Origin of the sequence: Actinomadura madurae (assembly GCF_900115095.1) — a bacterium.
In the GTDB taxonomy this organism is placed as follows: domain Bacteria; phylum Actinomycetota; class Actinomycetes; order Streptosporangiales; family Streptosporangiaceae; genus Spirillospora; species Spirillospora madurae.
Genome location: NZ_FOVH01000010.1, coordinates 229,265 through 243,311, shown reverse-complemented (window position 1 = coordinate 243,311; position 14,047 = coordinate 229,265). Strand labels below are relative to the sequence as shown.

The window sequence follows — 14,047 nt, the reverse complement described above, 5'->3', positions numbered from 1 at the left end:
GCTCACTCCGGGCGGGCCGGTGGCTCGGTGACCGGCAGCCTCCCTTCGAGGTAGGCGAGGCGGCAGGCGGACCGGGCGATCTTCCCGCTGCTGGTCCGCGGCAGGCCGCCCGGCTCGATCAGCACGAAGTCGTGGACCCGCAGGTCGTGCTGCTGGTTGACGGCCGTGCGCACCGCCTGGGCCACCTCGTCCTGGTCGAGCAGCGCGATCGGCACCCGCCGGTTCCGCTCGGCGACGACGACGAGGCCCTCGGTGCCGCCGGTGTCGTCGGTGTCGTCGCTCACGGCGGACACCGCGCAGGTGTACTCGCGGCGGATCGCCTTGTGCGCGCCGGAGACGGTGAACTCGATGTCCTGCGGGTAGTGGTTGCGCCCGTCGACGATGATCAGGTCCTTGATCCGGCCGGTGACGAACAGCTCCCCGCCGTGCAGCACGCCGAGGTCGCCGGTGCGCAGCCACGGCCCGCCCGGCAGGTCTCCCGAGTGGGCCAGCTCCGCCTCGAAGGTCTCCTTGGTCGCCTCCGGACGTCCCCAGTAGCCGCCCGCGACGTTCGGGCCGTGCACCCAGATCTCGCCGACCGTCCCGTCCGCGAGCCGGGCGCCGGTCTCGGGGTCGGCGATGGCGACGTGCTGGCCGTAGGACGTCCCGCAGGCGAGGAGCCGGATCGCGCCGGGCGCGTCCGCGTCGCACGGCTCGGCGACCCCCCGGCGCAGCTTCTCGTGGTCGAACGCCGCGCGGGTCGGCTCCTTGAACCGGGACGACGCCGACACGTAGACGGTCGCCTCGGCCAGCCCGTACGCGCACACCTGCGCCTCGGGCCGCAGCCCGCAGCCCTTGAACGCCTCGTAGAACCCGCTCAGCGTGCTCTCCCGGATCGGCTCCGCGCCGTTCATGAAGACCTGCACGCCGCTGAGGTCGAGGTTCCTCTTCTCCTCCTCGGTGACCTGCGCGGTGAGGTACTCGTAGGCGAAGTTTGGACCCCCGGTGAACGCGTGCTTCTGCCGGCTGAGCAGTTCCAGCCACCGGACAGGGCGCATGACGAACGCCACCGGGTCCATGATCACGCCCGGGTTGCCGTACACGAGCGGCAGCGCGACCGTGGTGACCAGGCCCATGTCGTGGAAGACCGGCAGCCAGTTCACGCCGGACGACTCGCGCGGGATGCCGTCGAACGTCCGCCACAGCTGCTCGGCGTTGGTCGCGAAGTTGCCGTGCGTGATGATCACGCCGGCGGGGGTCCGGGTCGAGCCGGACGTGTACTGCAGGTAGGCGATGTCGTCGGGGACGATCGGCTCCGGCGTCCAGCCCGGCGACTGGTCCACCTGGTCGGCGACGATCACCGCGGCGGGCTCGCGGACCCGGTCCCCGTCTAGGAACGACCGCACGTGCGGGAGCGCCGCGCTCGTGGTGACCACGACGTCGGGCTCGGCGTCCCGGTAGACGGCGAGAAGCCGGTCACCGTGGCCGGGCAGGTCCGGGGAGAACAGCGGGACGCCGATCACCCGGGCGTACATGGCTCCGAGGAACCCCGTGACGTAGTGGAGGTCCTGCGGGGCGAGCAGCGCCACGCGCCGTCCCGGTTCGGTGGCGCGGCGGATCGCGGCGGCGATGGAGCGGGCCCGGCGGTCCAGCTCGCCCCAGGTGACGTCCGTGGCGACGCCGCCGGGGTCGAAGTTGTAATCCATAAAGGTGTAAGCCCGATCGTCGGGGAAGTCATCGACAAACCCGGCGAGCCGCTCTATCAGCGGAGTACGGTCGAGTGTGGGCAGCTCGGTCATATGCATTCCTCCATGGAGACCCCCGGCCGCAGGCGGGGGAGGAAAGATATTTCTGCAGAACCGGGGCAGAGAAGAACCAACTGACATGAGGACTGGCCACCATTGACCAAACGAGCACACACACTCACAGAGAGTCCGTTAGCGTGTGGGCCATGGCGCGGCGAGTGAAGCGGGCATTCAGGTACCGCTTCCATCCAACGGACGAGCAGGCTACGCGCAGACGTCGGCCGCGCTGACGGTGTGGAAGAAGACCGAGGAGCTGGCGTTCCTGGGCGAGGTGTCGTGCGTACCTTTGCAGCAGGCGCTGCGGCATCTTCAGACGGCGTTCACCAACTACTTCGCCGGACGTGCGAAATACCCGCGATCCAAGTCGAGAAAGAAGTCGCGAGCGTCGGCGGAGTACACCCGCAGCGCATTCAAATGGCGCGGCGGGACACTGACTCTGGCGAAGATGTCCCAGCCGCTCAAAATCGTATGGTCCAGACCTCTTCCTGAAGGCGCCGAGCCGTCCACTGTGACAGTGTCGCGTGACAGTGCGAACCGATGGTTCGTGTCGATCCTGTGCGTCGACACCGTCGCCCCGCCGGATTCGGTGGACCAGGTAGTGGGCAAGACTCGCCTCGTCCGTGAGAACCAAACGGTCGTGATCGAGGACCTCAACGTCCGCAACATGACGAAGAACCACTACCTGGCGCGTGCGATCTCCGATGCGGCGTGGCGGCACCGGCGGACGATGCTGGAGTACAAGCGCGACCGGTACGGCCGCGACTTGGTCGTGGTCGACCGCTGGTTTCCCTCCACCAAGACCTGCTCGAACTGCGGCACCATCACCGAGACGCTGCCGCTGAAGGTCAGGAAGTGGAAATGCGCCTGTGGCATGGTCCACGACCGGGACATCAACGCCGCTCGTTACGTTTTGGCCGCCGGGCTGGCGGTGTCGGCCTGTGGAGCCAGCGTAAGACCTCAATGGGAATCCTCTTAGACGAGGCAGTCGGCTGCGAAGCAGGAAACCCAGTGGGTGACCGCTGGACTCACCCGCCTTCGGGCGGGAGAGGAAGCCAAGTAGTCCATGAACGTGGATCCAGATCAGGGTCAGGAGGGGGGCGTGGTGGGCTCGCCGCGCCGGACGCGGCGGGCGGCGAGGCGCTCGGAGTCGGGCCAGCGGACGTCCCAGACCCAGCCGAGCCGCTCGAAGATCCAGATGACGCGGGCGCTGATGTCGATCTGGCCCCTGAGGACGCCGTGCCGCGCGCAGGTGGGGTCGGCGTGGTGCAGGTTGTGCCACGACTCGCCGAACGACGGGATCGCCAGCCACCACACGTTGCGGGCCTTGTCGCGGGTCGTGAAGTCCTCCCTGCCGAACACGTGGCAGATCGAGTTGATCGAGAACGTGACGTGCTCGCCGACGAACACCCGTATCAGGCCCGCCCAGAACAGCGCGGTGAGCGCGCCGTGCCAGGAGAGGGTGAGCAGCGCGCCGAGGCCCATCGGGACGAGGAACGTCGACAGCACGATCACGGCGTACACGGGATCGAGGGACAGGAAGCGGATGTCCTTGTCCCTCAGCAGGTCGGGCGCGTACTTGCTGCGGGAGGTGCGCTCCTTGGCGAACAGCCATCCGATGTGCGCGTGGTAGAGGCCCTTGGTGAGCCCCCACACGCCCGGCCCGTACGCCCACGGCGAGTGGGGGTCGCCCTCCCGGTCGGAGTACTTGTGGTGGCGGCGGTGGTCGGCGACCCACCGGACCACCGACCCCTGCATGGCCTGCCCGCCGAGGACGGCGAGCGCGATCCGCAGCCACCGCTTGGCCTTGAAGCCGCCGTGGGTGAAGTGCCGGTGGTACCCGACCGTGATCCCGATGGCGTTGAGCGGGTAGAGGAAGGCGAAGATGGCGACGTCCGTCCAGCCGAGGCCCCAGCCCCACAGGAGGGGGACGGCCGCCAGCAGACCAATGATCGGCGCGACGACGAACACCACGACCGCGATGCGCTCGGGCAACGGGACGGTGCCGGAAATGTCCGGCTGCGGGGTTCGGCTGCCGACGTCGGCGACGCCCGCTGTCATGGGCAGGACTCCTTGTCTCCGGGGACGGGTCAGACGACTGTGTCCCACCGCCCGTGACGCGCGGAATGAAGTCCTCTCACATGCTGAAGCGCCGTTATTAGCACTCAACTCAATAAGCGAGGAGGTCGGCCACCGCCCGGATCCCGTCGCGGATCGCGGTCTCGGTGAGGTCGCCGAAACCGAGGACGAGCTGCGGCGGGTCGGCCGCGCCGGACGTCCGGAAGGTGCTCATCCCGTACAGGCCGATCGACCGCTTGCGCGCCTCGGCGACGACGTGCCGCTCGTCCCTCCCCTCGGGGAGGTGGGCCACGGCGTGGAACCCGGCGTCCAGGCCGGACAGCCGCACGCCGGGGGCGTGGCGCGCGAGGGCGTCCACGAGGGCGGCGCGCCGCGCGGCGTAGAGGGGGCGCATGTGCCGCAGGTGCCGCCCGTACCGGCCCGACTCGATGAGCGCGGCGAGCGCGAGCTGGTCGAGGACGGGCGAGCCGCGGTCGGCGAGCCGCTTCTCCTCCGCCACGGCGCGGGTCAGCGCGGGCGGGCACAGGATCCAGCCGAGCCGGACGGCGGGCGCGAGGGACTTGCTGACGGTGCCGATGCCGATGACATGGCCGGGGGCGAGGCCCTGCACCGAGCCGACGGGCTCGCGGTCGTAGCGGAACTCGGCGTCGTAGTCGTCCTCGACGACGAGCGCGTTCCGGTCGGCGGCCCAGTCGGCGAGGGCGCGGCGGCGCTCGGGGGCGAGGACGACGCCCGTCGGCCACTGGTGCGCCGGGGTGACGACGACCGCGCGGGCGCCGGTGGCGGCGAGCGCGTCCACGTCCAGCCCAAGGCCGTCGACGGGGACGGGCACCGCCTCGATCCCGGCGCGCTCGGCGGCGGCCATGGTCGCGCCGTCGCCGTAGCCGGGGTCCTCGAACGCCACCCGCCGGACGCCCCGGCGGGCCAGGACGTGCAGCACGATGGCGAGCCCCTGGGCGAAGCCGGAGCAGACGACGATGTCCTCGGGCTCGGCCAGCGCCGCGCGCACCCGGCGCAGGTGGCCGGCGAGGACGTCCCGCAGCGCCTCGCCGCCGCGCGGGTCGCCGTAGCCGAGCGCCGCGTTCGGGGCCGTGCGGGTCACCTCCCGCTGCGCCCAGCACCAGTCGCCGCGCGGGAAGGACGCCAGATCGGGGACGCCGGCGGCGAAGTCGACGCGGAGCCGCGGCGCGGGCGCCGGCCCCTCGGACGGCCCGGTCTCCCGGTGCGCCCGGACGGGGGCCACGCGCGTGGCGGAGCCCGCCCTCGTGCACAGGTACCCCTCGGCCGTCAGCTGGCCGTAGCACTCCTGGACGAGGCCGCGCGACACCCCGAGCTGGCGGGACAGCTCGCGGGACGACGGCAGCCGCTCCCCCGCCTTCAGCCGCCCGCTGCAGATCGCGTCGCGCAACCCGCCCTCCAGCTGGGAGCGCAGCGTCCCGGCCGCGTCCCGGTCGAGGGGCAGCAACAGCTCCGGCGGTGAACCGGCCCACTCGATCGCCATGAAACCGGACCATACAGCAGGCCGGATCGTCTTCTACGGTCATGGGCATGAGCGAGACACTCCAGCTTCCGAAGGCCGCCGGTCATCCGCGTCCGCGCCTGGTCGGGCGGCACCTGGCGCTCGTGTTCGCGGCGGCGTTCAGCATGCTCACGGGGTTCTTCCTGTTGTTCTCCGTCGTTCCCATGTACGCGGCGGCCGGAGGCGCGGGCGGCGTGGGGGCGGGCGCCGCGACCGGCGCGCTGATGCTGACGACGGTGCTCGCCGAGCTCTCGCTCCCCCGGCTGCTCACGTGGTTCGGGCACCGGCGGGTGCTCGCGGTGGGCATCCTGCTCCTCGGCCTGCCCGCGCTGGCGCTGCCCCTGTCGTCCTCGATGGTGACGATCACGGCGGTGAGCCTGGTGCGCGGCCTCGGGTTCGCCGTGGCCGTGGTGGTGACGGGCGCGCTGGTCGCGGTGCTTGTCCCGGCCGAGCGGCGCGGCGAGGGCCTCGGCCTGTTCGGCATCGTGGCGGGCGTGCCGTCGCTGCTCGCGCTGCCGCTCGGCGTGTGGCTCGCCGGGCGGGTCGGCTACACGCCGGTCTTCGTCGCGGGCGCGGCCTTCGCCCTCGCCGCGCTGGCGGCCCTGCCCGGCCTGCCGCGCGTCATCGGCGCCCCGGACGCGGAGGCGGACCGGCCGTTCGGCATCGCGGCCGGGCTGCGGTCCGCGGCGCTGCTGCGCCCGGCGGTGGCGTTCGCGGCGACCGCGATGGCGGCGGGCGTCCTGGTCACGTTCCTGCCGGACGCGGTCCCCGGCGGGGTCGCGGCGGCGGCGCTGTTCGTCCAGCCGGCGGCGGCCACGCTGTCGCGCTGGTGGGCTGGCCGGGTCGGCGACCGGCACGGCGCGGGCCGGCTGCTGCCGCCCGCGGTGGCCGCCGCCGCCTCCGGGATCGCGCTGCTGTTCCTGGTGCCGCACCCGGCCGCCGTCTTCGCCTCGATGGCGCTGTTCGGCGCGGGCTTCGGGGTCGCGCAGAACGCGAGCATGGCGGTGATGTTCGAGCGGGCGCCCGCCTCCGGATACGGAACGGTCAGCGCGCTGTGGAACATCGGCTTCGACGGCGGGATGGGCGTCGGCGGCGTCGCGTTCGGGCTGGCCGCCGCCCAAACCGGCTACCCAACAGCCTTCGCGCTCACCGCCGGCGTGATGTTCCTCGCCCTGCCCCTGACAATCCCCCGCCGCCGCTAGCGGAGACGCGTTCGACGCCCCGATGATGTCTAGTCACTTTTTTGGCTCACCAGAGCCGGTGATTGGCCCACTCCCGGGCGGCTGCAGCATGCTCCACCGCCCATCCGGCATCGGTAGCGTTGAGGTTGAGTTGCCATTTGTCGGCGAAGACGCGGGAGAACAGGTCGATGGCGGCCGGGTCGGCCGCCGTCCAGGCAGGAAATCGGGAGACCCACCGCTCTGCGTCGGCGGGGGTGTGCCCGGCCTTCAGGAGCCAGGGGACGAGTAGAGCCATCTCCAGGAACGCGGCGCCGCGGCCGGCGAACGTCCAGTCCACGACATGGATCGTCCCGGCGGCGCCAACCAAGATGTTGGCCGGGTTCAGGTCGGCGTGGAGGAGCGTGTTCCCGGCGAGTGTCGAGACGTCACCCATCGCCTCCCAGCGCCGTTCAACGCGCTTGCGGTCCAGCGCTGCGGGGAGCGGATGCTCCTGCAGTCCGTCGATGACTTTCGCCAAGACATCCAGATCCGTCGAGCCAGGAGTGTAGTCGGCGTGGCGGGCCTGGACGTGCTCGAATCCCAGAACGAGCCACCCCCCGGCCTCCACCGTCCAGTGGAGGCGGGGGGCGTACTCGGTGACGTGGGGATTGATCGTCGCTTCCCAGCGCAGCGACCGGACCTCCGGGCCGTCGGTCCCCGGCCCGATCTTGCGGGCGGCCTTGACGAACTTCCGGCCGCCGACACCACGGACGGTCGCAGCAATGTCGGCATGATTGCCGGCGGGCGCGGGCTCGACCTCGCAGATGGAGCCGGTGTGCGCCTTGATCGCCGCGAGCACTTCAGGCGGAAGGTCGGACCAGTCGCTACGCATGGATTCAATCCCCGTGGTCGGATCAGGCCGTGTGCGGTGGCTGCGCGCAGTTCTCCGGGCAGCAGGACTCGCCGTCCATCCACCATTCCAGATCGACGCGGAACCCGGTGGCGCGCATCGCCGCCAAGCCGCGCTCGGACGCCTGCCCGGACCTAATGTCCTCGTCCATGATCGGCAGGTGGTGCATGTAGCGGCCCGCGACCCGCTCGCACACGGCGGCGAAGGTGCGGGTCCGCATCATGGAACGGTGCCAGATCTTGTCGACGGCGGGCGAGGGCGCGAACTTCACCCACGCGCGCGGGTCCCCGCCGACCTCGGCCATGGTGTCGCCCCATGCCTTGAGGAAGACCAGGAACTGCTCGACGCCCGCCTCGGCGTATGGCCGGGTAACCTTGTCGAAGGTCACCACGTCGTCCACCATGACCTGGAACTGCTCTGGCGCCACAAGGTCACGCGGATTCCTGGCGGTGGCGACCGCTTGTTCGGTGGTGATGGTCATCGGAACCTCCAGGCGCGCGAGGGGTTGATACCGCGGGCGGGGTGCGCGCCTGCTGGTCCCGTCCGCGAAGCCTCTAACGGCCGCGGCAAGCGAGGGCGCGGGTAATCGCCCCGGCCAGAGCCCTGAACGTGGCAGCCTCGACCAGCCGGGGAGGGCCAGGCACGTAGGCCCACCAGCTCCGTGTGTGCTTCCCGTACCAGGTTTGGACGCCCGGCCACCGCTCGGCGATCGCCTTGTCGGGCTCGTCGGCCGGGCTGATCGGGCCGCCCCAGGAGTCGTGGAACCACAGCCGGTCCGCACCGTCGGCAGGGCTCATCGCGGCACTTCCCGCAGTCGCTCGTACAGCTCCTCCGCGGTGGCCGCCTCAAAGGTGGAGACGTCGTTCGGGTTCAGGTCCTCGCGGACGAGAGTGGCGCGGGTCGCCCACCAGTTGCCCCGGTCGGTCACGACGATGCTCCAGCCGGGAAACCTCTCGGCGAGGCGCGCCCGGACCTCCTCGACGCCACCGGCCAAGTCCAGGGTGGTCATCGGATCGCCTCTTCCGCAGCAAGCCGGGCCTTGGCCTGGGCCGCCCCGCCGAGGAACTGGCGGAGCACCGGTGCCGACTCTGCGCGGATCCACGCGTACCCGCCTGCCGGCGGGAACCGGTAGGGCGGCCGCTTGGCCTCCCAATCCAAGTCGATCGCGTCGGGGGTGTGATGGTGGAATCTCCGCACGGGGAACTCGGCGCGGAGGTCGGCGGTCTGCTGGGCCCAGTGCGCCATGTTCAACTGGTGGCGGAGCTGGGCTTCTGTGCCGGCGCAGAGGGTGTGAACGAGCCCGTCGCGGATCTCCGACTCGGTCAGCAGGCGGTCACGTGTGGCCCACCATCTCCCGCGGCCGTCCTGGCAGGAGGGCCAGATGGACCACCCGGCCGGATGGTTGGCGGGAGCGTCGGGTGCGGGTGGGCCGGCCATGGGTTCCTCTCCTGTGACGGGATCGGGTATCAGCCAACCCCCCGGGCCGCCGGTGGCGGCAGGTGTGAACGACGCCAACCGTGGCGCAGCGGTCACACAGGGTGTGAAGCGAATGCCCGTTTCGGCTGTCACGACCGGCCGTGACGCTCTTACACTTCTCGTGGCCCCCAGCAAGCCCCCAGCAAGGAGGCGCGTCGTGGCCGCCGAGGTCAACCTGCTGCTCGACGCCCTGATCGACGAAGCCGGCATGTCGTACGCCGGGCTCGCCGCCCGCCTCAACCGCGGCCGCACCACCCGATATGACCACGCGTCGGTGCGCCGATGGATCCGCGACCATGCAATCCCACGCGGTGACACTCCGGAACTGATCTGCCGGGTTCTGTCCGGCGCGGTCGGCCGTCCCCTCACTCTCACCGACATCGGCATGGACAGCGGCCACCACAGTGACTTGTCGGACACGCCGCTGCGGAGCGCGATCGACCAGGCCGCCGCTCTGTGGCGCGGCGACCATGTCAGGAGTGAGGCGGTTGAGCACACTCGGATGCTGGCCGGAAGTGCGGCGGTGGTGCCGGCGTTCGCGTGGGAGAACCCACCCGACGACATCGACGTGTCGCACCGCGGCCTCCGTGCGGTCGGCACCGGCGACGTCGCTCGCGTCCGTGCGGCACGGGATCGATACGAACAGATGTACCGACGGGTCGGCGGTGTTCCGGTACGGCCGCGCGTGGTCGCCTACCTCAACGACCGGGTGGGGCCGCTGATCCGCGGTGGGTACGACGACCGCACCGGGAGGGAGCTGCTACGCGCGACCGGTGGACTGGTCGCGCTGGCAGGGATCTCCGCCTACGATGCCGACCGGCAAGCGCTCGCCCAGCGGTATTTGCTGCATGCGCTACGGATGGCCAAGGCGTCCGGCCATCGCGGGTTCGGCGGGTACTGCCTGGCGTTGCTGGCCAACCAGGCGATGTACCGCAGGGACCACCGGCGTGTGCTGCAGTACACGCAGACGGCGCTGCGCGGTGCCGAAGGGCACCTGTCCCCGGCCCTGGCGGTGGACCTGCACTCGTTACAGGCCAAGGCGTTCGCGTGGATCGGCGACACCCGCAGCAGCCACCGCCACATGACCCAGGCTGAGGGCATCCAGATCCGGCCGGAGAACGAACCGCCGGAGACCGGGTATGTCCAGCCCGGCCTGCTGGAGACGCAGCATGCCGAGGTGCTCCGCCGCCTCGGTGACCTGACCGCAGCCGAGACCTACGCCGAGCAGGCCGTCCATGCCTCCAGTGGGACGCACCTGCGAGGCCAGGCGCATCGGCTCGCGACTCTGGCGCAGGTTCAGGAGGACCGCGGTAATGCCGAGAACGCCGCGGCGACCGGGCAGCAGATGCTGGACCGTACCGAGGGCATGGAGTCGGGGCGCATACATGACCGCGTCACCGATCTCGTCCGTGCCCTCACCCCCTACGACACTGCCGACGTGCGTGCGTTTCGCGAACGCGCAGAGCTTCAGGTACACCGCGACCAGTAGCGTGACGGGTGATCGGCGCCCACCGGACAAGGGAGCTCGCCTCGTGCGCTGGAAGATCCATTCCGAGAAGCCGCTTTACAGCGACCCCTGGCTCGACATCCGCCTCGCTGACGTCGAGATTACCGGCGGTCGGCACCTAGACCACCGTCTCATCCGGGCGGAGCCGGGCGCTGGTGCGGTGGTGGTCGACCCGCAGCAGCGGGTTCTTCTGGAGTGGCGGCACCGGTTCATCACCGATGCGTGGGGCTATGAGATACCCATCGGCGGCATCGGGGACGCGGAGGCACCCGAAGCGGCCGCCGCGCGCGAGGTAGAGGAAGAAACCGGATGGAGGCCCGGCCCGATGCGTCCGCTGACCATCGTGCACCCCACCCCGGGCATCAGCGACAGCCGCCACTACATCTTCTGGGCGGACGGCGCTACGCACGTCGGCCCGCCTGCCGAGGACTGGGAGGCCGAGCGCATCGACTGGATCCCGCTCGCCGACATCCGCGGCCTGGTCGAGGCGGGGGACATCGTCAGCGGCACGAGCATGGCCGCGCTGCTGCTCGCCGCGTCGACGCCCCCGCGATGATCTGCGGGGGCCTTCTGCGCTCCGATTTCGCAACCGTGACGTTCTGCCGCGGGCTCAGCTGAGGCGGGCGGCGATACGTTCGATGTCGCCTCGTTCCGGCTCTGGCAGCGGGGCGCCGGCGGCGGCGCGGGCTTTGGAGGCGGCTGTCAGCGACTTTGCGGCCTCTTCAGGGCGGCCCGTCAGGGAAAGTGCGCCGGCCATGCCTTCCTGAGCGAGCGCGATTGCGCGTGGGTTGCCGGTTGCGCGGGCTGCCGCCAGGCCCTCGGTGTGCAGCGCGAGCGCCTGGTCGGCGACGCCTCGGAGTTCGGCGATGAAACCCAGCTCGGCCAGCAGGAACGCCAGGCCGGGGCCGCCGTCGATGTCACGGCACCAGGCGAGCCAGCGGCGCAGGATGGTCTCGGCCTCGTCCAGACGTCCGCTTCGGCGCGCCGCGAGGGCGAGGCCGATGTCGGCGAAGTTCTCCATCCGCCGGTGCGACTCGCGGATCGCCAGCCGCCTGCCGCGTTCGTGAAGGTCGTCCGCGGCGTCGAGATCGCCTTCGAGCAGCGCGACGCGGCCAAGGCGCGACAGGCGTCCGGAGACCTCCGTCCAGAGCCCGAGTTCCTCGGCGTCGCGCAGGCCGCTCTCGTGCAGTTCGCGGGCACGGGCGTAGTCGCCGGTGACCTCCGCGAGAAGGCCGAGGGTTTCGGTGGCCTGGAGGTGTCCCCAGCGGTCACCCGTCTTGCGGAACAACTCCAGGGCCTGCTCGCCGTCCCGTCCGGCCCGGTTGAGGTCACCTGCCGACAGCGCCTGTGCGGCCCGGGTGGCGAGCGCCGCCGCCTCGCCCCAGACGTCCCCGTCGGCGCGGAACCCCGTAAGCGCACGATCCGTAAGTTCACCGATCGCGTCCAGGTCGCCGAACCCTGCGCGGACGAACCCGAGGAACCAGTACGCCCACGGGTCGTCGTCCGAGGCCAAGGCCTTGCGGGCGCGCTCGTCTCGGTCCGTGCCATCACCGTCGAGCATCGTGAACGCGGCGTGCCACGTCCGCGCGCGGGCGGTGTCATCGGCTCCCGGAACGGCGAGAGCCCGCTCGAACGCCCGGCGCGCCTCACCGGAACGCCCCCACAGGAACCAGGGCCAGCCCATTGCGTTCACCAGCCGCAGCGCCAGGTCGGCGTCCCCGTTCCGGACGGCGCCGTCAAGCGTGGCCAGTGCGTTGCCGGTCTCCGCGCGCAGCCGCCGCAACGCGTCCCGCTGGCTCGGGCCGCGCAACTCTGCGTGCTCGGCCAGTGCGGTGTAGTAGGCGGCATGGCGGCGGCGCGTCTCCTCGTAATCGCCCGCCTCGTGGAGCCGCTCGGCGCAGTAGGCGGCGACCGACTCCAGCAGCCGGTACCGTCCGTCCCTCACCACGACGAGCGATCGGTCGACCAGGCTCGCGAGCACGTCGACGTCCGCGCCGCAGACCTGTTCGGCCGCCTCCAGCGTGGAGCCGCCCGTATGGATCGCCAACCGTCGCAGCACGGCCCGCTCGCGCTCGTCCAGCGGCTCCCAGCTCCAATCGATCAGCGCGCGAAGGGTCCGCTGCCGAGCCGGGGCGTCCCGCGTGCCGGACGACAACAGCCGGAACCGATCGTCCAGCCGGGCCGCGAGCCCGTCCACGCCGAGCGTCCGCACGCGCGTCGCCGCCAGTTCCAGCGCCAGCGGGACGCCGTCGAGCCGGGCGCAGACCGCCGCGACCGCCTCGGCGTTCCCGGGCCCGAGCGCGATGCCCGCCCGCTCGGCGAACAGCTCGGCGGCGGCGCGAGCGTCCAGCGGCGGGACGGTCCAGAGCCGCTCACCCGAGATCGCGAGCGGCTCCCTGCTGGTGGCGAGGACACGCAGGTCCGGGACGTCCCGCAACAGCCTGGCGGTCAGCCGCGCCACCGGATCGGCCACATGCTCGCAGTTGTCGAGGACGAGCAGAGTCCGCCGCCCGCGCAGAGCCTCGCCCAGCATCCTGACCGGAGTCCCGCCGGCCCCCGCATCGTCGCGCAATCCGAGGACTCCGCCCACGAACGACGCCACATCGTCGACGGACGCTCCTGCTTCCGGCCCCTCGTCCAGCGGTACCAGCCAGACCCCGCGCAGGTGGCGCGCGACCGACACGGCGAGCCGCGTCTTACCGACACCGCCCGTCCCGTGCAGCGTCACCAGGCGCGACTCGTCCAACAGCCCGGTCAGTTCTCGCACGGCTCCGTCCCGGCCGATGAGAGGCGCCACGTCGGCCGGCAGGTTCCCCCTCGTCCCGGTGAACACTGGATCACGGCGGAGGATGGCCGCGTGCAGGGCGGCCAGCTCGGTCGCGGGGTCGATGCCAAGTTCATCGCGCAGGCGAACGCGCAGGTCGTCGTAGGCGGCGAGCGCGTCTCCGGGACGGCCCGCGTCGTACAGCGCCCGCATGTACGCGGCGCGAAGACGTTCGCGCAGCGGGTGCTCGTCCACCAAGGCGCGCAGTTCGGCCGCCAGCGCGGCGTCCTCCCCCAGATCGAGCCGAGCCTCGGCGCGGGCTTCGACGGCCGCGAGCCGCAGTTCGTCCAAACGGGCGATCTCGGGGACGGCGAACGACAACTCGGCGAAGCCCGCGAACGCGGGACCCCTCCACAACGCCAGCGCGTCGGCGAGGAGGGCGGCACGGGTCGCCGCGTCGGATTCGGCCATCGCCCGCTCGGTCAGGTCGGCGAAGGCCCGCGCGTCGGTCGGTGCGTCCAGCCGGTAGCCCGGAGGGCGTGTTACGACCAGGGTGCGGGCGCCTGGCTCGGCGTCCTCCAGGGTCCGGCGAAGCTGCGAGACACGGGCCCGGAGGGTGGCCAAAGGATCGGCGGGCAGGGCGTCGCCCCACAGCTCGTCGATGAGCCGGTCGGCGGAGACGACGCCTCCGGACCGCGGGAGGAGGGCAGCGAGGAGTGTGCGCACCTTACGGTCGGCCACCCGGACGGGCCGGCCGTCTTCCGTCCGAACCTCCAGCGGACCGAGGACCCCGAAGCGCATACGCCCACCGTAATCGGGCCCGAACGATTCCCGAACACGCCCGCCGCAGG

At 71.5% G+C, this 14,047-nt stretch carries 13 protein-coding genes and 1 pseudogene; 5 read left to right on the top strand and 9 right to left on the bottom strand.

Annotated features, from left to right (window positions below):
- Nucleotides 1–2 precede the first annotated feature (2 nt).
- Nucleotides 3–1,778, bottom strand: coding sequence for a fatty acyl-AMP ligase (locus BM339_RS27030; protein WP_075022644.1), 1,776 nt, complete (start codon nt 1,776–1,778; stop codon nt 3–5).
- A gap of 152 nt (nt 1,779–1,930) precedes the next feature.
- On the opposite strand from BM339_RS27030, the gene BM339_RS52870 reads away from it, so the two are divergent.
- Both BM339_RS52870 and BM339_RS27025 read left to right on the top strand, forming a co-directional pair.
- Complete coding sequence (locus tag BM339_RS52870; protein WP_420865764.1) at nt 1,931–2,014, top strand: helix-turn-helix domain-containing protein; 84 nt, start codon at nt 1,931–1,933, stop codon at nt 2,012–2,014.
- Nucleotides 1,981–2,760, top strand: a pseudogene (locus BM339_RS27025) (RNA-guided endonuclease InsQ/TnpB family protein); the annotation flags it as partial. The gene BM339_RS52870 and the pseudogene BM339_RS27025, both read left to right, overlap by 34 nt.
- 110 nt (nt 2,761–2,870) lie before the next feature.
- Here the strand turns inward: BM339_RS27025 and BM339_RS27020 are convergent.
- Together BM339_RS27020 and pdxR are read right to left on the bottom strand one after the other, a co-directional pair.
- The gene (locus BM339_RS27020; RefSeq protein ID WP_021599389.1) at nt 2,871–3,842 is read right to left on the bottom strand and encodes an acyl-CoA desaturase; all 972 of its coding nucleotides are present in this window, start codon (nt 3,840–3,842) and stop codon (nt 2,871–2,873) included.
- 109 nt (nt 3,843–3,951) lie between these two features.
- On the bottom strand, nt 3,952–5,361 hold the full coding sequence (gene pdxR / locus BM339_RS27015; RefSeq protein ID WP_075022643.1) for a MocR-like pyridoxine biosynthesis transcription factor PdxR: 1,410 nt from the start codon (nt 5,359–5,361) through the stop codon (nt 3,952–3,954).
- Nucleotides 5,362–5,408: 47 nt separating this feature from the next.
- On the opposite strand from pdxR, the gene BM339_RS27010 reads away from it, so the two are divergent.
- Nucleotides 5,409–6,581, top strand: a complete 1,173-nt coding sequence (locus BM339_RS27010) for an MFS transporter (protein WP_075022730.1) — start codon at nt 5,409–5,411, stop codon at nt 6,579–6,581.
- Between the two features lie 46 nt (nt 6,582–6,627).
- On the opposite strand, the gene BM339_RS27005 is transcribed toward BM339_RS27010, so the two are convergent.
- The 5 genes from BM339_RS27005 to BM339_RS26985 form a co-directional block, all read right to left on the bottom strand.
- A complete protein-coding gene (locus BM339_RS27005) occupies nt 6,628–7,398 on the bottom strand; it encodes a phosphotransferase (protein ID WP_083597969.1) in 771 nt (256 codons plus the stop codon).
- 55 nt (nt 7,399–7,453) lie between these two features.
- On the bottom strand, nt 7,454–7,930 hold the full coding sequence (locus BM339_RS27000) for a glycine-rich domain-containing protein (RefSeq protein ID WP_075022641.1): 477 nt from the start codon (nt 7,928–7,930) through the stop codon (nt 7,454–7,456).
- Nucleotides 7,931–8,003: 73 nt separating this feature from the next.
- Nucleotides 8,004–8,246, bottom strand: coding sequence for a hypothetical protein (locus tag BM339_RS26995; protein ID WP_075022640.1), 243 nt, complete (start codon nt 8,244–8,246; stop codon nt 8,004–8,006).
- Nucleotides 8,243–8,458: a hypothetical protein gene (locus BM339_RS26990; protein WP_075022639.1), complete on the bottom strand. Its 216-nt coding sequence runs from the start codon at nt 8,456–8,458 to the stop codon at nt 8,243–8,245. Before BM339_RS26990 ends, BM339_RS26995 begins: the two co-directional genes overlap by 4 nt.
- Entirely contained in the window at nt 8,455–8,886 is a 432-nt protein-coding gene (locus tag BM339_RS26985) for a hypothetical protein (RefSeq protein ID WP_075022638.1), read from the bottom strand. The genes BM339_RS26990 and BM339_RS26985 overlap by 4 nt, the downstream gene beginning before the upstream one ends.
- Before the next feature lie 196 nt (nt 8,887–9,082).
- Here BM339_RS26985 and BM339_RS26980 point away from each other — a divergent pair, with 196 nt between their 5' ends.
- Both BM339_RS26980 and BM339_RS26975 read left to right on the top strand, forming a co-directional pair.
- Nucleotides 9,083–10,414: an NsdA family TPR-like regulatory protein gene (locus BM339_RS26980; RefSeq protein ID WP_244938376.1), complete on the top strand. Its 1,332-nt coding sequence runs from the start codon at nt 9,083–9,085 to the stop codon at nt 10,412–10,414.
- A gap of 43 nt (nt 10,415–10,457) precedes the next feature.
- On the top strand, nt 10,458–10,988 hold the full coding sequence (locus tag BM339_RS26975; RefSeq protein ID WP_075022637.1) for an NUDIX domain-containing protein: 531 nt from the start codon (nt 10,458–10,460) through the stop codon (nt 10,986–10,988).
- Between the two features lie 54 nt (nt 10,989–11,042).
- Here the strand turns inward: BM339_RS26975 and BM339_RS26970 are convergent, their stop codons facing one another.
- On the bottom strand, nt 11,043–13,997 hold the full coding sequence (locus BM339_RS26970) for an AfsR/SARP family transcriptional regulator (protein ID WP_075022636.1): 2,955 nt from the start codon (nt 13,995–13,997) through the stop codon (nt 11,043–11,045).
- Between the last annotated feature and the right edge of the window lie 50 nt (nt 13,998–14,047).

Coding starts and splice junctions, on each gene's coding strand:
- BM339_RS26970 (WP_075022636.1), bottom strand. CDS start 13,997: ATGCGCTTCGGGGTCCTCGGTCCGCTGGAGGTTCGGACGGAAGACGGC.
- BM339_RS27010 (WP_075022730.1), top strand. CDS start 5,409: ATGAGCGAGACACTCCAGCTTCCGAAGGCCGCCGGTCATCCGCGTCCG.
- BM339_RS27030 (WP_075022644.1), bottom strand. CDS start 1,778: ATGACCGAGCTGCCCACACTCGACCGTACTCCGCTGATAGAGCGGCTC.
- BM339_RS52870 (WP_420865764.1), top strand. CDS start 1,931: ATGGCGCGGCGAGTGAAGCGGGCATTCAGGTACCGCTTCCATCCAACG.
- BM339_RS27020 (WP_021599389.1), bottom strand. CDS start 3,842: ATGACAGCGGGCGTCGCCGACGTCGGCAGCCGAACCCCGCAGCCGGAC.
- BM339_RS26985 (WP_075022638.1), bottom strand. CDS start 8,886: ATGGCCGGCCCACCCGCACCCGACGCTCCCGCCAACCATCCGGCCGGG.
- BM339_RS26990 (WP_075022639.1), bottom strand. CDS start 8,458: ATGACCACCCTGGACTTGGCCGGTGGCGTCGAGGAGGTCCGGGCGCGC.
- pdxR (WP_075022643.1), bottom strand. CDS start 5,361: ATGGCGATCGAGTGGGCCGGTTCACCGCCGGAGCTGTTGCTGCCCCTC.
- BM339_RS27000 (WP_075022641.1), bottom strand. CDS start 7,930: ATGACCATCACCACCGAACAAGCGGTCGCCACCGCCAGGAATCCGCGT.
- BM339_RS26995 (WP_075022640.1), bottom strand. CDS start 8,246: ATGAGCCCTGCCGACGGTGCGGACCGGCTGTGGTTCCACGACTCCTGG.